This window comes from Brevundimonas sp., assembly GCF_044239655.1.
GTDB lineage: Bacteria > Pseudomonadota > Alphaproteobacteria > Caulobacterales > Caulobacteraceae > Brevundimonas.
In genome coordinates this window covers 1-19,407 of the sequence record NZ_JBIIAY010000055.1, presented here as the reverse complement: position 1 = coordinate 19,407, position 19,407 = coordinate 1, and the positions used below count along the sequence as shown (strand labels likewise).

18 protein-coding genes and 1 pseudogene are annotated in these 19,407 nt (G+C 67.8%); 10 read left to right on the top strand and 9 right to left on the bottom strand.

What is annotated here, in order from left to right; all coding sequences use genetic code 11:
• Together ACILQR_RS09145 and ACILQR_RS09140 are read left to right on the top strand one after the other, a co-directional pair.
• Positions 1–706 (top strand): annotated as a pseudogene (locus ACILQR_RS09145) (pectate lyase); the annotation flags it as partial.
• Complete coding sequence (locus ACILQR_RS09140) at positions 706–1,419, top strand: LamG domain-containing protein (protein WP_395651133.1); 714 nt, start codon at positions 706–708, stop codon at positions 1,417–1,419. The pseudogene ACILQR_RS09145 and the gene ACILQR_RS09140, both read left to right, overlap by 1 nt.
• A 232-nt stretch (positions 1,420–1,651) precedes the next feature.
• Here ACILQR_RS09140 and ileS read toward each other — a convergent pair whose 3' ends face one another.
• Positions 1,652–4,621 carry an isoleucine--tRNA ligase gene (gene ileS, locus ACILQR_RS09135; protein ID WP_395651132.1) on the bottom strand — a complete coding sequence of 990 codons (2,970 nt, stop codon included), beginning with the start codon at positions 4,619–4,621 and terminating at the stop codon, positions 1,652–1,654.
• A gap of 287 nt (positions 4,622–4,908) precedes the next feature.
• On the opposite strand from ileS, the gene ACILQR_RS09130 reads away from it, so the two are divergent.
• From ACILQR_RS09130 to ACILQR_RS09120, 3 genes are all read left to right on the top strand, one after another.
• Complete coding sequence (locus ACILQR_RS09130) at positions 4,909–5,412, top strand: DUF3828 domain-containing protein (protein WP_395651131.1); 504 nt, start codon at positions 4,909–4,911, stop codon at positions 5,410–5,412.
• 92 nt (positions 5,413–5,504) lie between these two features.
• Positions 5,505–6,083 (top strand): DUF3828 domain-containing protein, encoded by a 579-nt coding sequence (locus tag ACILQR_RS09125; protein ID WP_395651130.1) that lies wholly within the window; start codon positions 5,505–5,507, stop codon positions 6,081–6,083.
• 17 nt (positions 6,084–6,100) lie between these two features.
• Positions 6,101–6,649 (top strand): DUF3828 domain-containing protein, encoded by a 549-nt coding sequence (locus tag ACILQR_RS09120; RefSeq protein ID WP_395651129.1) that lies wholly within the window; start codon positions 6,101–6,103, stop codon positions 6,647–6,649.
• Here the strand turns inward: ACILQR_RS09120 and ACILQR_RS09115 are convergent.
• From ACILQR_RS09115 to ACILQR_RS09105, 3 genes are read right to left on the bottom strand one after another with little or no spacing between them, the layout of a single operon-like run.
• Positions 6,627–7,580, bottom strand: a complete 954-nt coding sequence (locus tag ACILQR_RS09115; protein ID WP_395651128.1) for a bifunctional riboflavin kinase/FAD synthetase — start codon at positions 7,578–7,580, stop codon at positions 6,627–6,629. The two genes, ACILQR_RS09120 and ACILQR_RS09115, sit on opposite strands and share 23 nt — an antisense overlap.
• Before the next feature lie 6 nt (positions 7,581–7,586).
• Positions 7,587–8,039 (bottom strand): MaoC family dehydratase, encoded by a 453-nt coding sequence (locus ACILQR_RS09110; protein ID WP_271146702.1) that lies wholly within the window; start codon positions 8,037–8,039, stop codon positions 7,587–7,589.
• Positions 8,040–8,062: 23 nt separating this feature from the next.
• The gene (locus ACILQR_RS09105) at positions 8,063–8,947 is read right to left on the bottom strand and encodes a TIGR01459 family HAD-type hydrolase (protein ID WP_395651127.1); all 885 of its coding nucleotides are present in this window, start codon (positions 8,945–8,947) and stop codon (positions 8,063–8,065) included.
• A gap of 111 nt (positions 8,948–9,058) precedes the next feature.
• Between ACILQR_RS09105 and cckA the strand changes: the two genes are divergently transcribed.
• From cckA to ACILQR_RS09090, 3 genes are read left to right on the top strand one after another with little or no spacing between them, the layout of a single operon-like run.
• Positions 9,059–11,137, top strand: a complete 2,079-nt coding sequence (gene cckA, locus ACILQR_RS09100) for a cell cycle histidine kinase CckA (protein WP_395651126.1) — start codon at positions 9,059–9,061, stop codon at positions 11,135–11,137.
• Positions 11,138–11,197: 60 nt separating this feature from the next.
• Positions 11,198–13,042 (top strand): DUF885 domain-containing protein, encoded by a 1,845-nt coding sequence (locus ACILQR_RS09095; protein WP_395651125.1) that lies wholly within the window; start codon positions 11,198–11,200, stop codon positions 13,040–13,042.
• Between the two features lie 14 nt (positions 13,043–13,056).
• On the top strand, positions 13,057–14,850 hold the full coding sequence (locus tag ACILQR_RS09090) for a DUF885 domain-containing protein (protein WP_395651124.1): 1,794 nt from the start codon (positions 13,057–13,059) through the stop codon (positions 14,848–14,850).
• A gap of 10 nt (positions 14,851–14,860) precedes the next feature.
• On the opposite strand, the gene ACILQR_RS09085 is transcribed toward ACILQR_RS09090, so the two are convergent.
• Entirely contained in the window at positions 14,861–15,781 is a 921-nt protein-coding gene (locus ACILQR_RS09085; protein WP_395651123.1) for a LysR substrate-binding domain-containing protein, read from the bottom strand.
• Between the two features lie 99 nt (positions 15,782–15,880).
• Here ACILQR_RS09085 and ACILQR_RS09080 point away from each other — a divergent pair, with 99 nt between their 5' ends.
• A complete protein-coding gene (locus tag ACILQR_RS09080; RefSeq protein WP_395651122.1) occupies positions 15,881–16,036 on the top strand; it encodes a hypothetical protein in 156 nt (51 codons plus the stop codon).
• On the opposite strand, the gene ACILQR_RS09075 is transcribed toward ACILQR_RS09080, so the two are convergent.
• Genes ACILQR_RS09075 through ACILQR_RS09060 form a run of 4 tightly spaced genes read right to left on the bottom strand, consistent with a single transcriptional unit; the run spans position 16,033 to position 18,438 of the window.
• Positions 16,033–16,938, bottom strand: coding sequence for an NAD(P)/FAD-dependent oxidoreductase (locus ACILQR_RS09075; RefSeq protein ID WP_395651121.1), 906 nt, complete (start codon positions 16,936–16,938; stop codon positions 16,033–16,035). The two genes, ACILQR_RS09080 and ACILQR_RS09075, sit on opposite strands and share 4 nt — an antisense overlap.
• On the bottom strand, positions 16,935–18,071 hold the full coding sequence (locus ACILQR_RS09070) for a DUF1176 domain-containing protein (protein WP_395651120.1): 1,137 nt from the start codon (positions 18,069–18,071) through the stop codon (positions 16,935–16,937). The genes ACILQR_RS09075 and ACILQR_RS09070 overlap by 4 nt, the downstream gene beginning before the upstream one ends.
• 20 nt (positions 18,072–18,091) lie before the next feature.
• Complete coding sequence (locus ACILQR_RS09065; protein ID WP_395651119.1) at positions 18,092–18,304, bottom strand: DUF2945 domain-containing protein; 213 nt, start codon at positions 18,302–18,304, stop codon at positions 18,092–18,094.
• A complete protein-coding gene (locus ACILQR_RS09060) occupies positions 18,301–18,438 on the bottom strand; it encodes a hypothetical protein (RefSeq protein WP_395651118.1) in 138 nt (45 codons plus the stop codon). Before ACILQR_RS09060 ends, ACILQR_RS09065 begins: the two co-directional genes overlap by 4 nt.
• Before the next feature lie 197 nt (positions 18,439–18,635).
• On the opposite strand from ACILQR_RS09060, the gene ACILQR_RS09055 reads away from it, so the two are divergent.
• A partial coding sequence (locus tag ACILQR_RS09055; protein ID WP_395651117.1) for an NADP-dependent isocitrate dehydrogenase occupies positions 18,636–19,407 on the top strand: 772 nt, incomplete at its 3' end.

The window sequence follows — 19,407 nt, the reverse complement described above, 5'->3', positions numbered from 1 at the left end:
CACGGGCACCAACATCCGCTCGATGATCGGCTTCTATCGGCTGACCGGCGACCGCAAATTCCTCGAACGCCTGCCCGAGGCGCTGGACTGGCTGGATCAGGTCAGGACGCCCCAGAACCTGATCGCGCCGGGCCGCACCCACCCGACCTTCATCCTCGAGGGCTCGAACACCCCGGTCTATATTCACCGGCGCGGGTCCAACATCACCAACGGCCAGTATTACGCCGACACCAACCCGAACAATCTGATCGTCCACTACGGCTCGTTCAGGAACGTCGATACCGCCGCCATCCGCGCCGAGTACGAGGCGGCGGCCGCCATGGACCCCGCCGCCCTGATCGCCGCCTCGCCGCTGAAGGCGAGGGCCGGATCGCTGAAGCTGCCCAAATATTTCACCCTGCGCGACGTCAGCATCTGGGACATGTCCACCGACGCCCGGCGCGAGCGGCCGACGACACCGGCGCGCGTCGCCGAGCTGGTTTCGGGCCTCAACGACCGGGGCTACTGGCCCTCGCCCCTGACCACCATCTCCAACCCCTATATCGGCCCGGCACCGGCCGAGGTCACCGGCGGCGAGTATCAGACGACCCGCGTCGGCGACCTGTGGGACACCTCGCCCTACAACACCGACTACCCCGTCGAATGCATCTCGACCCAGGTCTTCATCCGCAACCTGGGCGACCTGATCGAGGGGCTGGCGGCCTGATGGACCGGCGTCAGCTTCTCGTCGGCGGCGCGGCGGCAGGGCTGGTCGCCACGACCAGCTGTGCCACCTTCGCCGGGTCGGATCGGGCGGATCAGACCGTCTGGCGCTTCGGCGACCTCGACCGGATCGGTGCGCCCCTGACGATCGAAGGGGCCCCGCAACGCATCGACGGCCCGGCCTCGCACCCCGGTGGCGCTCTGAAGTTCGACGGCGTGGACGACGCCCTGTTCATCGGCGATCACCCCCTGGCCGGCGCCTCCACCTTCGCCTTCGAGGCCGTCTTCCGCCCCGACGGCGGGGCCTTCGAGCAACGCTGGTTCCACCTCCAGGCCGACGAGACCGTTGCCCCCGGCCAGACCCCGGTCGGCACCCGCTTCCTGTTCGAGATCCGCGTCTATGGCGACCAATGGTCCCTCGACGCCTTCACCAAGGGCCCGACCTACAACCAGACCCTGCTGTTTCCCGACAAGCTGCATCCCGTCGGCCGCTGGTATCACGTCGCCCAGACCTATGACGGGACCATGTACCGGTCCTTCGTCAACGGCGAACTGCAGGGCGAGGCCGCCGTCCCCTTCACCCCCCAGGGCCCCGGGCGCTCCTCGGTCGGCTGCCGCATCAACCGCGTCAACTATTTCAACGGCGCAGTGGCGGAGGCGAGGTTCACCAAGCGGTTCCTGCGCCCGGATCAGTTCACGGGTTTGAATCCAGCCTGACGCGCCTGCCCGCGGTCTTTGATAATCGAACCCACCTTCTCCTCCCCGTTGCGCAGCAATGGGGAGGTGGCGCGGCGCTCCTTCAGCGCCATGACGGAGGGGGCGACACGCTCTTTCCGGTCGCGTCCGGAAGCCCTCACTGCGACCAACGAGTCGCCCCCTCCGTCACGGCTCGAAGCCGAGCCGCGCCACCTCCCCATCGCCTGCGGCGACAGGGAGGAGAGGCTTGCGATCACCCCGCCCGCTGCTGATCCCACCACCGCACCGCATCCGCATCGCGGGCGCTGAGTTCGGGGTAGTCGGGATCGGAACCGACGTCGGTAACACGGCGCCAGGAGCGGGCGCATTTGGGGCTCGTCAGCGGGACCACCCGAACTAGTTGCTCAGGCGGAACTGGGTTTAAGACATCTCCCGGTGCCGCATCCTCAAGAAATGCTTGGCTACTGCGGAAGACTTCCGCAGCGAAGGCATTGCGATCCATCTGCTCGCTTTCAAACGCAGCAAGCCAGCGTTCGTGAGCGACAACGTGAACTGCCGCGTCTATTGCGCCACCGATCTCCTTGTTTGTGCGCGCATTTTCCAGCTCCTGAGTCACAAACATGAGCAGATGCTTGATGTCGTTCCAACGCGAGACTTCCGCTTCATTCCGCCACTGCCCCGGCGTCTCCGGGATCACCCGCGCACAGTTCGTCCCCGCCTCCGGGAAGCGCGTCAGCCACGCCTCCTCCATCGTGAAGGGCGTTAGCGGGGCCAGCCAGGCGGTCAGGCGCATGAACACCTCGTCCATCACCGTCCGTGCCGCCCGACGGCGGATCGCATCGGGCCGATCACAGTACAGGCTGTCCTTGCGGATATCGAAATACAGGGCCGACAGGTCGTTGGCGCAGAACTCCAGCACAGGCCGGACCACGTCCTGGAACCGGTATTCGGCGTAGGCCTTGCGCACCTGACCATCAAGCTCATGCAGCCGATGCAGCACGAACTTCTCCAGCGGCGGCATGGCGTCGTAATCCGTCAGCCGCTCGTCCTCGTCGAACCCGACCAGGGCGCCCAGCAGATAGCGGACCGTGTTCCTCAGCTTGCGGTACGCATCCACCGTGGTCTGCAGGATCGTCTTGCCGATCCGCTGGTCGTCCGAATAGTCCACCAGCGCGACCCACAGGCGCAGGATGTCGGCACCGCTCTCCTTGATGATGACGGCGGGGTCGGTGGTGTTGCCCTTGGACTTGGACATCTTCTCCCCCTTCTCGTCGAGGGTGAAGCCGTGGGTCAGGACCGCGTTGAACGGCGCCCGGCCGCGCGTGCCGGAACCCTCCAGCAGCGACGACTGGAACCACCCGCGATGCTGGTCCGAGCCTTCCAGATACAGGTCCGCCGGCCAGTGCGACGGCCGGTCGCCGACGTATCCGGTCGCCGGATCGCGGGGCTCGATGGTGAAGGCGTGGGTCGATCCAGAGTCGAACCAGACGTCCAGGATGTCCTCGACCTTCTCGTACCGGGCCGGGTCGTGAACGCCCAGGAAATCGCTGTCGGGCGCGCTGAACCAGATGTCGGCGCCGTGCTCGGCGATGGCCTTCAGGATGCGGGCGTCGACCTCCGGGTCATGCAGCGGCTGGCCGGTGTGCTTGTCCACGAACATGGCGAGCGGTGTGCCCCAGGCGCGCTGGCGGCTGATCAGCCAGTCGGGCCGTCCCTCGACCATGGACCGGATGCGGTTGCGCCCGGCCTCAGGGTGGAAGTCGGTGTGGTCGATGGCCTTGAGCGCCGTCTCGCGCAGGGTGTCGCCGTCCTTGAGCGGGGCATCCATGCGGATGAACCACTGCGGCGTATTCCTGAAGATCACCGGCGCCTTGGAACGCCACGAATGCGGATAGGTGTGTTCGATCCGACCGCGCGCCAGCAACGTCCCGGCCTCGATCAGCCGGTCCATCACCGCGCCGTTGGCGGGCCCGAACTTGCCGGTCTTCTTGCCCTCGGTCTCCAGCACCTTCAGTCCCGCGAACAGGGGAACGCCGGGATAGTAGGCCCCGTCGGGATCGACCGTATCCGGCACCTCGTGATGACCGTGGGCCTTCCACACCTCGAAGTCGTCGGCACCGTGGCCCGGCGCGGTGTGGACGAAGCCGGTCCCGGCGTCGTCGGTGACGTGATCCCCGGCCAGCAGCGGCACGGAGAAACCGTAGCCGGGGTCCAGCGCCGCCAGCGGATGGGCGCACTCCAGCCCCGACGGGTTGAGGTCGCCGACCCGCGTCCAGGTCACGATTTTCGCCGCCTTGAACACATCCTCAGCCAGCTTGTCGGCGACGATCAGCCGGTCGCCGGGCGCGGCCCAGGGCTCGAACTCCAGCCCCTGTTCCATCGACTGGACCTCGTACAGGCCATAGGCGATCTCGGGCCCATAGCTGATCGCCCGGTTGGCCGGGATGGTCCAGGGCGTGGTCGTCCAGATCACGATCGACGGGGTCGCGTGGCGGAAGGCCAGCAGGTCGTCGTCATGGTCGTCGAACGCCGCGATGACCGGGAACTTGACCCAGATCGTGGGCGAGACGTGGTCGTGGTACTCGATCTCTGCATCGGCCAGTGCGGTGCGCTCGACCGGCGACCACATGACAGGTTTGGAGCCGCGATACAGCTGGCCCGAATTCTTGAACCGGTGGAACTCGGCGACGATCTTCGCCTCGGTCGAGAAGTCCATGGTGGCATAGCGATTCTCGAAGTCGCCGGTGATCCCCAGCCGCTTGAACTGGGCCCCCTGCACGTCGATCCAGCCGGCGGCGTAGTCGCGACAGGCCTTCCTGAACTCTTCCTTGGAGACCTCGTCCTTGCGCCGGCCCTTGGCGCGGTACTGTTCCTCGATCTTCCACTCGATCGGCAGGCCGTGGCAGTCCCAGCCGGGGACGTAGTCGACGTCGTAGCCCAGCAGGAAGCGCGACCGGACCACGAAATCCTTCAGCGTCTTGTTCAGCGCATGGCCGATGTGGATGTCGCCGTTGGCATAGGGCGGGCCGTCGTGCAGCACATAGAGCGGCGCGCCCTGGGCCTGACGTTCGGTACGCAGGGTCGCATACAGGTCGCCCCACTGCTCCAGAATCGCCGGCTCCTTCTGCGGCAGGCCACCGCGCATCGGGAACGGCGTCTCGGGCAGGAAGACGGTCTCGCGGTAATCGCGGGCGGCGGGGGCGTTGGATTGGTCGTCGGCCATGAGGCGGTCTCAGCGTCTGGGATTGATCGTTCGCATTTTCCGTGGTCGCTATCGCTCGCCGCGCGGCGGCTTACTGCTTGAGCGACATATCCCGGCGTAAGCGGGGCTGAAGCAGCCCTCGGCGCTACGCCGGGCGGCTAATCGAAATCGGGCGACGGAAGACGCGGACGGTCATGATGGGCGCTGTCTAGCAGAGCCGGAACCGGCTGCGCCAGTGCGGGCGTCAGCATTCGACAGTGGGACCGGGGCGAACCCGGCGCATGATCCGGCGGGCTAGGGAGGTAAGGATGCGGCAATTTCCAGCGATGATCGTGGGTCTGCTGATGGTGGGCATGGCCACCTCGGCCTCCGCTCAGCGCGGCGACGAGGGCGCCGCCGCCTTCGTGCGCGGCGTCTATGCCGTCTATTCCGACGAGGACGTCTCGCCGCCGGATCTGGGCGATCCGGCGGTCTGGTCGCCACGAATGGCGACGCTGATCCGGCGCGACCGCGAATTGGCGACCGAAGACCTGCCCTATCTCGACGCCGATCCGATCTGCGACTGCCAGGACTGGGAGAACCTGCGGGTCCAGTCCGTGGGGGTCAGCCTCGACAATGTGCGGATGCGCTGGATCGCGACCGTTCGGTTCGTCAACGCCGGTGAGACGAAGACCGCTCGACTCCTGCTCTGGGGCGATCCGATCCGGGGATGGACGATCGACGATGTGCTGAACCCCGGCTACCCCAGCCTCGCCGACCGGCTGACCGAATCCATCCAGCGGGTGGAGGCGGGTGGCTCTGCACACGAATAGGCTGCGGACGGGGCTGGGAAATTCCGCCGACGGGGCCTAGCGTCGGCACCAGCGCGGCGACCGATGATCGCGTACAGTGTCAGGAAACGTCCATGCGTCTCGCCATCCCCCTCGCCGTCACCGCCCTGTCGCTCGGTCTGATCCTGAGCAGTTGCGACAAGGGCGAGACCGCGTCCGCTCCGACGAGCGCCGAGACCGCCGACGCGGCCCAGGCCGCCGATCCGGCGGCGGAGACCTTCGTGCGGTCGCTGTACCCGACCACGCAAGGCGGGACCGCGACCGGCGAAGGTCCGGACATCTACGCCGCCGCGCCCTGGTCCGCCCGGACGGCCGCCCTGATCGGCCAGACCCAGACCCTGACGGCCGAGGGCGATATGGGATTCTTCGAGGCCAACCCCTTCTGCGCCTGCCAGGACGACACAGGAATGCGTCTGACCGGCGTCACCGTCACGCCGCGCGACGCCGACTACGCTGACGCGGCCGTGGTCCTGACCTTCGCCGAGGCCACGCCAGCCGAGACGGTGCGCCAGACCTACAATCTCGTGCGTGAGGCCGGTACCTGGAAGATCGACGACATCCAGCGCGACCAGACCCGCGAGTTTCCTGAACGGCCACTGGTTGATTCCCTGAACGCCTGGATCGCCGAGGCCCGCGCCCAGCCCGCCGCCTGACATAACGGAGACCGTCGATGCGCCTGCTCATCCCCGTCGCCCTGGCCCTGAGCGCCGTCATGGCCGGCTGCTCGCCGCCTGAGCAGGCCAAGGTGCCCGAGGCCCCGGCCGCCGCCGCCCTTCCGCCCGGACGTCCCGCCGTCTATGCGGCGGCGGGCGAGGGGCCCGAGCCCTTCGTGCGAGCGCTCTACGCCGTCTACGTCGCGGGCGGCCCGGGGACCGACACCCCGGCACCGGGCCAGGACCCGATCTACTCGCGCATGATGAACGCCACGATCGGCGCGGACTTCCGGGTCGCAAACGGCGAGGTGCCGACCCTGAACTATGACCTGATCTGCGCCTGTCAGGATCAGGGGCCGTTCACCCTGGACAGTCTGACCGTCGGTCAGACGGGGGTGAACGCCGCGACCGCCGCGGTCGTCTTCACCAATGCGGGCGAGACGACTACGCAAACGCTCAATCTGGTCCGGGAGGGCGTGAACTGGAAGGTCGACGACGTCATCGGCGCCGACGGCAAGTCGGTGCGGGCCGAGACCCTCAAGGTCATAGAGGCGGCGGGGGGCTGATCGCCAACGTCGCCTTGGCCGCTGCTGCATCGGCCTCGATCTGGACCTTCAGCGCGTCCAGCCCGTCGAAATCCATCTCGCCCCGCAGCCGGGCCACGAGGTCTGTCTCGACCGTCTGGCCATAGAGGTCGCCTGAGAAGTCGAACAACCACACCTCCAGCAGGGGCTCCTCGATCTCGAACATCGGTCGGACGCCCAGGTTGGCGACGCCGTCGATGACGCGACCGCTCGGCAGTCGGGTCCGGGTCGCATAGACCCCGTAGGCCGGCCGCATATAGTCGCCGAGCCGGACGTTGGCGGTCGGCACGCCGATGGTGCGACCGCGCTTGTCGCCGTGGACCACCTCGCCCTCGATGGCGAAGGAGCGGCCCAGGATGGCCGTGGCGCGGGCCATGTCGCCGGCCTGCAAGGCCTCACGCACGCCGCTGGACGACAGTTTCAGGCCGTTGGCATCATCAACGCGGGGCGTCATGGACACCGAGAAACCGAGCGACTGCCCATAGGCCTTCAGGGACTGGGGCGATCCCGACCGGCCCTTGCCGAAGGTGAAGTCGAAGCCGACCGCCGCGTGGCGGATGCCAAGGCCCTGACCCAGCACATCGCGGGCGAAGTCGGCGTCGCTCATCGCCCCCATCTCGGCGTCGAACGCCAGCAGATGGAGGCGCTCTACGCCCAGGGGCTCCAGCGCCCGGGCCATCTGGTTCGCGTTCATCAGGCGAAACGGGGCCGCGTCGGGCTGGAACCAGCGGCGGGGATGAGGATCGAAACTGACCGCCGCCAAGGGGGCACCCAGCCTTGCAGCAGCCTCGCTCGCTGCGGCGATCACCGCGCGATGGCCCCGGTGTACGCCGTCCAGCGCCCCGATCGCAGCGGCAGCGCCCTTCAGTTCGGCCGGCAGGTCGCGCCAGCCCCGAATGACCTTGATGGCCATGGACGGTCAGCCCTTGGCGGGACGGCGCCGACGCGGCACACGCACGGTGGCTTCGCCGTCCATGATCAGCTCGCCGTTCACATGGCCCTCGCAGGTCAGGACGACCCGGGCAGACACCTCATCGACCGAGGCGACGGTGATCTTCGCAATGACGACATCGCCGATCCGCACCGGCTTGTGGAAGGCCAGGGTCTGGCTGAGATAGATCGCGCCGGCGCCCGGCAGGATGGTCCCGACCACCGCCGAGCCGAACGACGCCGACAGCAGGCCGTGGGCGATCCGGCCGCGATAGGCGGTCTTTGAGGCATAGGCCTCGTCCATATGCACGGGATTGAAGTCGTCGGACGCCTCGGCAAAACGTTGAATCCGCTCCTCGGTGATGATGACGGGCTTCTCGGCGACCATGCCGACCGAGAGCTCTTCGAGGATATAGCCGCCTGAGGGGTGGGGTCCGGTCATGCGTCGCTGTTAGACGGCCCGCATCATTTTGGCGAGGCCTGCCAGGTCAGATCGAGTGCAGCGTACCGGGCATAGGTCGTCTCCGCCTTCAGCAGGCCTGCGGCCAGCGCCGGATCGATCAGCCCGTCCGGGCCCTTTGCCGCGTCGCCGTGGATGCCCTGGGCGATGAACAGGCAGTCGAGCGCCTGCTGGTTGGCCCCCATCACGTCGGTGATGACCCCGTCGCCGATGCACAGCACCCGAGAACGATCGACAGGACGACCCAGAAGCCGCGCCGCCTCGGCCAGAGCCAGGGCGTAGATGGGACCATAGGGCTTGCCCGCCATGGTCACCCGGCCGCCGAGTTCCTCGTACAGATCGGCCAGGGCCCCGCCGCAGTAGATGATGGTGTCGCCGCGCTGCACGATCCGGTCGGGGTTGGCGCAGATCATCTCCAGTCCCCGTTCGGCGGCGGGCTTCAGCCGTTCGCGATAGTCGGCGGGCGTCTCGGTTGTGTCGTCCAGCAGACCGGTGACCGACAGGAAGGCGGCGTCGCCCGCGCCTTCAGCCAGGTCCAGCCCAAGGCCGTCGTACAGGGGCCAGTCCCGGTCGGGTCCGAGGACCCAGGCCGGACCCGGCGCCCGCCTCGCCAGTTCCGCGCGGGTCGCGTCGCCGGAGGTGACGAAGGCCCGCCAGCTCTCGCGCGGCACGCCCAGCGCGTCGAGTTGAGCATGCACGTCCGAGGCCGGACGCGGCGCATTGGAGATCAGGATGACGTGGCCATGGTCTCGGTTGAAACGGGCCAGGGCGTCGCAGGCCTCGGGCCAGCTTTCGCGCCCGTTGTGGATCACCCCCCAGACGTCACACAGCAGGATGTCATAGTCGGCGGCGATCTCGGAGAGGCCGGAAATGGCGTGGGGCAAGGTCATGAGGGGCCAGATAGCCGGTCGGAAGCCTGCGGAGAACCCGCCTGTTCGCGCACGAAGGGGAAGATTTCATTTGTGGCGTATGCTGACGCACTGATTCGCCTGAGAGGTCGCGTGACCGCACCCGTCCATCCCTCGCCGAGGTTCCGCTTCGATCCGCTGCTGATCGTGATGGCGATCGGCTTTTCGGTCGCGATCGGGGCCCTGGCCTGGCCGGCGTTCCGCTCGGGCCCGACGACCACGCCGCATGCGGTGCTCCTGCTGACGGTCGCCGCCGTGGCCCTGATCGGGCTGCTGGCCTTCGGGCGCGGCGAACGCAAGACGACGGGCGCAGCTCCGGCCGGGGACGTCGCGGTCGAGATGCTGGACGCCATGGCCGAGCCGGCCGCCCTTGTTCGCGCCAATGGACAGGTGCTGGTCTACAACGCCGCCTGGGGTGCGCAGAACGGTGCCCTGGATGCCCTGCCCAAGGGCAAGTCGGCTCAGGCGCTCTACATGGCCTTCGCCCAGGCCCGGCAAGGCGAACAGGGACGCGCCATCGTCCTGGTGGGCACCCGAGAGATCGAGGTGATGATCGGTCAGGCCGGAACCGATGCGAGCGGAGGCGGTCGCTTCCTGGTGCGCGAGGCCCCGCAGGCCGCGCTGGAGACCCCGGCCGCCGCCCTCCCGAAAGCCTACGTCGCAGCCTCTGGCGAAGGCAGAGCGATGGCGGCCGGTGCGCCGTTCGGCTCGGCGGTCATCGACGGCGACGACATCTTCGCCGGTCGCGCCGAGGACCCCAATCCCGCGCTCGCGGTCCTGACCGGTCCGAATGCCGCCCGAGACGCCGCCTTCGGTCATCTGTTCGAGCCCAACGGAGTGAGCGAAGCCCGCACCCGTATGGCGGCGGGATCGACCGGCCCGATCGAACTGGTCGCCCGGGCCCATCCCGACCGGATGCTGCACCTGTATGTCGCGCCGGAAGGCGACAAGCGTCGCGTCTGGCTGTTCGACGTCTCGGCCCAGAAGTCGATGGAGCTTCAGCTGTCGCAGGCCCAGAAGATGCAGGCCGTGGGCCAGCTGGCCGGGGGCGTGGCGCACGACTTCAACAACCTGCTGACCGCGATCCAGCTTCAGCTCTCGGGTCTGCTGGAGCGCCACCCGGTCGGCGATCCCTCCTATGACGGCCTGAACGAAATCCGCCAGACAGCCATTCGAGCAGCCGACCTTGTGCGGAAACTGCTGGCCTTCTCGCGCAAGTCGACCGTGCGGCGCGAACGGCTGGACCTGGGCGAACTGGTCAGCGAATTCACCGTCCTGCTCCGCCGTCTGCTGCGCGAGGATGTGCGGCTCGAGACGGACTATGGACGCGATCTGCCGGTCGTCCTGGCCGACAAGTCCCAGCTGGAGACGGCGGTCATGAACCTGGCCGTCAACGCGCGCGACGCCATGCGCGGCGTGGTCGAGCCGGGGGCGGGAGTGGTCACGATCCTGACCCGCCGCCTGACCGGGGCCGAGGCCCGGACCATGGGCTGGCTCGATGCCACGACCGATGAAGTGGCGCTGATCGAGGTGTCCGACACCGGCCCCGGCGTGCCGCCCGAACTGCTGGACAAGATATTCGAGCCCTTTTTCACGACCAAGGCCGTCAACGAGGGCACCGGCATGGGCCTGGCCACCGTCTACGGCATCGTCCAGCAGGCGGGTGGCCATATCGGCGTGACCAACCTGCCGGGGGCGGGTGCCGCCTTCCGCATCTTCCTGCCCGCCGCGACGGCCGAGGAACTGGTCGAGGCCGCCCCGGTGGTGGTCAAGGTCAAGGCCGCGCCGCGCGACCTGTCGGGGGCTGGTCGCATCCTGTTCGTCGAGGACGAGGCCGCCGTGCGCGGCATCGCTGCCCGATTGCTCCGCCAGCGCGGCTATGAGGTCATCGAGGCCGCCGACGGCGAGGAGGCCCTGGCCCTGGCCGAGGAATGGGCCGGCCAGATCGACATGATGATCTCGGACGTCATCATGCCCGGCCTCGACGGGCCGTCCCTGCTGAAGAAGGCGCGACAGTATCTGGGCGACGCCCCGGTGATGTTCATCTCGGGCTATGCCGAGAGCGATTTCTCGGACCTGTTGCAGGACGAAAAGGGCGTGTCCTTCCTGCCCAAGCCGCTGGACATCAAATCCCTGGCAGAGCGGGTCAAACAGGAACTGCACGCCGGGTAAGGCTTGCGTCCGGGCCTGGGATCACGCCTGATACGCCAAGTCCCGTGTCCGGAGTCCCCCATGATCGATCGTCGCCGCCTCCTCGCCGCCGCCAGCGCCCTGGCGGCCCTGTCTCCGCCCGCCCGAGCGCTCGCCGGTCCCATGGGACAGGCCGCGCCCGGTGGAAGCGTCGCCGACGCCGCACTGACGACCGCGATGGACGGGATCGTGCGCGACATGATCATGACCTCGCCCCAGACCCTGACCATGCTGGGGCTCGACAAGGGACAGGCCGCGCCGATGAAGGCCCGGTTGGATGACCAGTCCCAGGCCAAGATCGATGCCGACAAGGTCAAGATGCGGGCCAGCATGGTTGAGCTTTCCGCCATCGACCGCAACGCCCTGTCGACCCAGTCCAAGGTCCATTTCGACTCGGTCAAATTCTTCGGCGACACGGTGGCGTCGGGTTACGACTTTCCCTACGGGGGCGGCCTGTACCCGTCGCCCTATACGATCAGCCAGCTGGGCGGTGCCTATCAGTCGGTGCCCGACTTCCTGCACAGCCAGCATTCGATCGAAACGGCCCAGGACGCAGAGGCCTATCTGTCGCGCCTGTCGGACCTGGGCAAGGTCTATGACCAGGAGACGGAGCGGATGCGCGCCGACTTCGGCGCGGGTGCGATTCCGCCGGACTTCGTCATCGACCGGACGACCGGCCAGATGGACCGGACGCTGGACGCCGATCCGACGGGTCTGACGCTCGTGACCTCGCTGGCGCGCCGGGCGGAGGCCAAGGGACTGGCGGGGGACTGGTCCGCGCGGGCGCTCGCCATCGTGTCGGGCGAGGTCCTGCCGGCTCTGCGTCGCCAGCGTGAGGCGCTGGCCGCACAGCGTCCGGCGGCGGTCCATGACGCCGGCATCTGGCGTCTGCCGCAGGGCGAGGCCTATTACGACTTCGGTCTGCGCTATTACACAACGACGACCCTGACCGGTCAGGAGATCCACCAGATGGGTCTGGAACAGGTCGCCGAACTGTCGGCCCGAGCCGACGTGCTGCTCAAGGCCCAGGGTCTGACGCAGGGCACGGTCGGGGCCCGCATCGCCGCGATCGCCAATCAGGTCCCCGGCCAGCTCTATCCCAACACCGACGAGGCCAAGGCGGTCCTGCTGACCGATCTGAACGCCCAGATGCAGCGAGTCATGGCGCGGATGCCCGAGTATTTCGGCCGCCTGCCCAAGTCCGGCTGCGACATCCGCCGCGTGCCCAAGGACATCGAGGCGGGTGCCCCCGGGGGCTATTACCAGTCGCCGTCGCTGGATGGTTCGCGACCCGGTGCCTATTACATCAACCTGCGGGACACGGCCGAATGGCCGAAGTTCAGCCTGCCGACTCTGACCTATCACGAGGCGGTTCCAGGCCACCATTTCCAGATCGCCCTGCAACAGGAGAACGCCTCGGCACCCATGCTGATGAAGATCCTGGGCTTCTCGGCCTATTCGGAAGGGTGGGGCCTTTATTCGGAACAGCTGGCCGACGAGATCGGGATGTACGACGACGACCCCTGGGGCCGGATCGGAAGTATCCAGTCGCTGATGTTCCGTGCGACCCGGCTCGTGGTCGATTCCGGGTTGCACTACAAGCGCTGGAGCCGCGAAGAGGGCATCCGCTACATGGTTGACACTCTGGGCGACCAGGAAAGCTCCATCGCCACCGAGGTCGAGCGGTACGCCGTCTGGCCCGGTCAGGCATCCAGCTACAAGGTCGGCCATTCGACCTGGGTGCGCCTGCGCGAGGCGGCCAGGGCCAAACTGGGTACGCGCTTCGACATCAAGGGCTTCCATGACGCGGGTCTGGCCGCCGGTGGCGTGCCCCTGACCGTGCTGGAAGAGGTCATCGACGGCTGGGTCGCGTCGCGTCAGGCCTGATGCGAGAGATGACCATGATGGATCGCCGCCGCCTGCTCGTCTCCGCCGCCGGTCTCGGCATGGTCGCGGCCTTGCCCGCCGCGGCCCAGACGCCGCCCGTCATGTCCGATGCTGATGCCCGGCTGGACGCCATGATGACCCGCTGGTTCGAGGAGAATCTGCAGAACAGTCCCGAACAGGCGACCAACCTCGGCCTCGACCGGGGTGACAAGGCCAACCTGTCCAGCAAGCTGCGCAAGTCCGGCCTCGCCGACGCCGCAGAGGACCGCGACCGCGCCCGTGCCCGCTGGGCCGAGATTCAGACGGTTTCCGAAGACGGTCTGTCGGACCAGGCCAAGGTGACCCGGGCCATCTTCCGCTTCACTGCCGAGGGGGCGGCGATGGCGGCGGACATTCCCTATGGCGGCGGGATCGGACCCTATGTGGTGACCCAGCGGTCCGGGGCCTATTTTTCCGTGCCTGATTTTATGGCCAACCAGCACCGGATCGAGACCGAAGCTGATGCCGCCGCCTTCATCTCGCGGCTGGAGGCCTTCGCCGGCGTGCTGGACGGCGAGAGCGAGCGGATCGCCGCCGACGGCCGGGCCGGGGTCATGCTGCCGTCCTTCCTGATGGACAAGACGCTGACGCAACTGAAGACGCTTCAGGCCACGCCGCCCTACGAGATGGCCATGATCCAGGCCCTGATCCGCAAGACGGACGCGGCGTCGATGATGGGCGACTGGGGAGCCCAGGCCGCCGATGTCGTCGAGACCATGGTCAAGCCCGCTCTGGCCCGTCAGATCGCGGTGTTCGAGGCCCAGCGCCCGAACGCCACCGAGGACGCCGGGGCCTGGAAGCTGCCCGAGGGCGACAAGACCTATGGGCTCGCGCTCCGTGCCTACACCACCACCGACTACACCGCCGAACAGATCCACCAGATCGGTCTGGAGCAGGTCGCCGAAATCCAGGCGCAGATCGACACCATCCTGAAGGCCCAGGGCATGTCCGAAGGATCGGTCGGAGCCCGCATTCGCGCCCTGAACGAAGACCCGCAATACCTCTGGCCCAATACGGATCAGGGCAAGGCCGACCTGCTGGTCTCGCTGAACGAACAGATGGCGGCCCTCGCTCCCCTGCTGCCCCGCGTGTTCAACACCCTGCCCAAGGCCCAGGTCGAGATTCGCCGCGTGCCGCCCTCGATCGAGATCGGCGCGCCCGGTGGCTATTACCAGGGGGCGTCGCTGGATGGGACGCGACCGGGTGCCTATTACATCAACCTGTCGGACACCGCGAACTGGCCCAAATGGGGTCTGCCGACCCTGACCTATCATGAGGCCTCGCCGGGCCATCACCTTCAGATCACCATAGCGCGCGAGGCCGGCACCCTGCCGGTCTACCGCCGCATCGCGGGCAACTCGGCCTACAATGAGGGTTGGGCCCTGTATGCGGAACGCGTCGCCGCCGACGACCTCGACGTCTATGCCGGCAACCCGCTGGGCCGGGTCGGATATCTGCAGTCCTATCTGTTCCGCGCGGTGCGGCTGGTCGTCGATACCGGGCTGCATCACAAGCGCTGGACCCGGGATCAGGCCATCCAGTACATGATCGAGGAATGCGGCGAGCCGGCCGGCTCCGCCGAGAAGGAGATCGACCGCTACTGCGTCTCGATCGGCCAGGCCTGTTCCTACAAGCTGGGACAGACGGTGATCGAACGCCTGCGGCAAGAGGCCGAAGGCCAGCCAGGGTTCGACCTGAAGGCCTGGCACGATCGGGTTCTGCTGAACGGTTCGGTGCCCCTGGCGGTTCTGGAAGCCCAGCTCGGCTGACGACCCAGGTTCAGCGACCCAGGGCGGTCAACGCCTCGCGGATCGCGGGGTCGGCGGCGGCGGCGTCCAGCAGCCATTCGCGGAAGCGCACGATCTTGGGCGAGCGCCGCCGATCGGCCGGCCAGCAGACCCAGTAGCCGGGGCTCAGCTCGACGATCTGGGGAAACGGCCGGATCAGCATCCCGGCTGCGATCTCCCGCGCATAGAGAATGGGTGAGGCCAGGGCGACGCCTTGGCCACCCAGGGCCGCCGCCACCTCCAGGGCCTGGAAGTCGGCCTGAAGCCGTACCGCCGGATGGGCCACACCCTCGACCCCGGCGACGGCGAACCAGGCGCCCCATTCCTTTTCCTCTCCGATGCGGGGCGCGGCGATCAGGTCGGCGGGTGTCCTTAGCTTCAGCGTCTCGCACAGGGCGGGCGTGCACAACGGGGTGAACACGCTGGGCATCAGCAGCGCCGCCTCCAGCCCTGGCCACTGACCCGTGCCCGAGCGGATGGCGATGTCGGTGTTCTCCCGGGTCAGGTCGATCAGGTTGGACGAGGTGTCGACCCGCACGGCCAGGCCAGGATTGGCGATCTGGAACCCGCCCAGCCGTGCCGCCAGCCACTGGCTGGCCAGGGTCGCAAGCGTCGTAATCGACAGCACGCCTTCATCCGCATCGGTCAGGTCGGTCAGGGCCCGGCGCAGCACCAGCATGGCTTCGGTGGCGGCGCGCGACAGCCGTTCGCCGGGCTCGGTCGGCTGGACCTCGCGCGGCAGGCGGCGGAACAGGCTGAGTCCCAGCCGCGTCTCCAGCGCCTTGATCTGCCAGCTGACGGCCGCCTGGGTCATGCCCAGTTCGTCGGCGGCACGCGTGAAACTCTTCAGGCGGGCCGCCGCCTCGAAGACGCGGATGGAGGCCAGGGGGAAGCCGGCGAGGGGATCTGGCATAAGTCCGCCTTGTGATTGCGAACCATCATCTGGTTTGAGACCGGCAGCCGTCAAGCCCAGATATGGGCCTCCCCGAAACGACTGCCCGAGGAGGCTGACATGGAAGAGATGAATCGCACTCATAAGGAACCCGCATGGGGCTGGATCGGCGCACTGGTCGCCGCCCTGCCGCCCCGCGCTGAGCGGCGTGCCCCGACGCCCCGCCAGGTGGTCACCCCGTGGAGCCCTCGCTCGGCTCCCGGCTGGTCCGCCTAGACCGTCTGGCCGTCCGCTTCGCGCAGGGCGTTGTGGATGGCCGTGGCGGCGACGGCGGCCTCGGCCGTGGCGACCGCGATCTGGTTGAGGCCTCGCACTACGTCCCCGGCGGCATAGAAGCCGGGGATGCTGGTCATCTGGTGATCGTCCACCAGCAACCGCCCGTCGTCGCACAGGGCGGCACCCAGTATCCGGGCCAGGACGGCATTCGCCGAGGTGCCGAGCGCGGAATAGACCATGTCGAAGGCCGTCTGGCGGCCACCCCAACTCAAGGCCGTCACCCGGTCGCCTTCCAGATGGACCTGCTCGATCGGCGTCTCGACCAGGTCGATCCCTAGCCGTTCCAGCGCCGCGCGTTCGGTCAGGGCAGCCGGCTCCCCGACATGGATCAGGGTCACGCGGTCGGAATAGGTGCGCATGAAGGCGGCCTCTCGCACGCCCATGTCGCTGGCACCGATCACGGCGACGGCCTTGCCGGTGGCCTCATAGGCGTCGCAGATCGGACAGATGCGCACCAGTGACCGACGCACGGCGTCCTCGACGCCGGGCAGGTCCGGGTGGTGATCGACCACGCCCGTCGCCATCAGCACCCCCCGCGCATGAATGTCGCGTCCGTTCAGCCGGGCGACGAAGCCGCCATCGATGGCCTTCACCGCCTCAACCGACCCTGCCTCGATCACCGCGCCGTATTCCTCGGCCTGCTCGCGCAGCCGCGACAGGATGGCGGCGCCCGTGATGCCTGCGGGGAAGCCGGGCATATTGTGGCTGAGCGGAATCCAGCAGGCGCGCGGCTCTCCGGCGTCTGCCACCAGCACCCGCCGCAGGAACCGCCCGAGATAGGTCGCCGCCGTCAGTCCGGCCGGACCCGCGCCGATGATCAGGACCTCGGGGTCGCCGCTCATCGGCTACGGAAGGTGGTGGGCCAGAAGTCGGAGACCATGCCGAAACAGTCGCTCATCACCTGTTCGCGGCTGAGCACGAAGCCGCGGCCGGTCCAGGTCCAGGTCTGGGAGACGCCGCAGTCGCCCAGGCCCCGCGCCTTGGCGAAGGCCGACAGGGTCCGGGTGGCGGGGTCATAGGCGGGGTTGACGAGCCAGTCTTCGGTTCCGTCCGCCCCTTGCATCGGCTTTCCGTCCGCATCGGGAAAGGCGACCGGTCGTGGGTCGGTGCCGCCGGCCCCGGTCAGGAAATAGGCGTAGCTGACGTTATAGGCCCCGCTGTCGCAGGGGATGCCCCAGAGCTCGGTCGTGGCGTTCAGCCGTGAGGCCGTCACGGCCTTGCGGAGGTAGTCGTTGTAGGCGGTGTTCTCGCGGCACTGTTTGACGGCCGGCACGGCCTCCAGAGCGGCGGGCGGGACGGCGTTGTCGTCCTCGTCATCGGTATTTACCGGATCCAGGGCGGCGGTGAAGCCTGCCTGGCTGACGGCCGGTGCCGCTGCGATCACGGGCAGTTCGGGTGCGGCGGGCACGGCCGAGGCCGCGCGCTGGCCACGTCGGATCAGGGCGGAGGTCGTGTCCAGCCGCCCCTGCCGTTCATCGAACCACAGCAAGGAGGCAGACGCGCCGGCGGCCGGAAGCTCCGCCGTCTGGTCGCCCGAAACGAGACTGATCGAGCCGGCTGCGGCCAGTTCGGTGAGCACGGCGCGCACGTCGTTCGCCGGGATCACGGCGCTGGAGGTGTCGTCGGGGCCGGGGGTGGTGGCATGGCGTCGCCCATCGATCACCAGGCTGATCGGAGCGCCGAGGTTTTCCTCTCCGCCGTCGGGCCAGAGGCCGAAATGGATCGTCGGCTGGGCCTGCGGACCTGCGTCCATCCCGACCCGAACCCAGGCGGCGACACCCCCGGTGTAGGCGACGCAGGCGTTGCCGTTGTCACAGACCGCGTACCAGTCGCGGAACTGGCGGCTCTCCGATTTCACGCTCGCGGTTTGCACCGCAGCCGCCGACGACGCGCCCGGCACTCCGGCGGTCCGCGCCTCGCCGTTCCCGCAGGCCGCCAGCAAGACGGTCGCGGCCGTCATGGTCCATCGGTTCATCGTCATCCCCCTCAGCGTGTTCAGGCCTTGCGCAGTTCCGACGGCCTGTGGGCCGCCTGCGCGCCGGTCTTTCCGCTCTCGACCAGATACTCGGGGTTGTCGGGCGAGGCCGCAACCTTGTGATTTCTGATCGTCATGGGCTTGGTCAGTTTCCTGACGACCTTGCCGGTCGTGGTGCCATGAGCGTGGTCCCACTTGACCGTGTCGCCGGCCCTGAAGGTCTTTTCCGTCATTGGGTCTGCCCCTCCGCAATCCTGTCGTCCTCTTCAGCGAGTACGCGCGCCATCAGTTCCGCATCGACGAAGGCGGGGGGCTCCAGGAAGGTGATGATCCAGCGATCGACCAGTCTTCGTGTCTCATCGTCCATTCTCGCCTCAGTACGCAACGCCCGTTCCGGGGAAACTAAGGTCTGAACCGCGCATCGGTTCAGTCCGCACACGGCGACTTTTTCGAGACAAAGTTAACCCGGGGGGATGTGGGCGCGCACCAGACCTTTCGCGCGCGGCAATGCCTCGCTATACCCCCGCCAACTCAAATCCCCGACACCCAGCACAGAGGCGCTTCATGGCCAAGATCAAGGTCGCCAATCCCATCGTGGACATCGACGGCGACGAGATGACCCGGATCATCTGGCAATGGATCAAGGACAAGCTGGTCTTTCCGTTCGTGGACGTCGAACTGGACTACTACGACCTGGGCATGGAGCACCGCGACGCCACCGACGACCAGGTGACGATCGACGCCGCCCACGCCATCCAGAAGCACGGCGTCGGCGTGAAGTGCGCCACGATCACCCCGGACGAGGCCCGGGTGAAGGAGTTCGGCCTCAAGAAGATGTGGAAGTCGCCGAACGGCACCATCCGCAACATCCTGGGCGGCGTGGTCTTCCGCGAGCCGATCATCTGCCAGAACGTGCCGCGCCTGGTTCCCGGCTGGACCCAGCCGATCGTCGTCGGTCGTCACGCCTTCGGCGACCAGTACAAGGCCACCGACTTCCTGATGCCGGGTGCCGGCACCCTGACGATCAAGTTCGTCGGCGACGACGGCGCGGTGATCGAGCATGAGGTGTTCAAGGCCCCGAGCGCCGGCGTGGCCATGGCCATGTACAACCTCGACGACTCGATCCGCGACTTCGCCCACGCCTCGTTCAGCTATGGCCTGGCGCGCAACTACCCGGTCTATCTGTCGACCAAGAACACCATCCTGAAAGCCTATGACGGTCGCTTCAAGGACATCTTCCAGGAGGTGTTCGACGCCGACTATGCCGACAAGTTCAAGGCCGCCGGCCTGACCTATGAGCACCGCCTGATCGACGACAGGGTCGCGGCCGCGATCA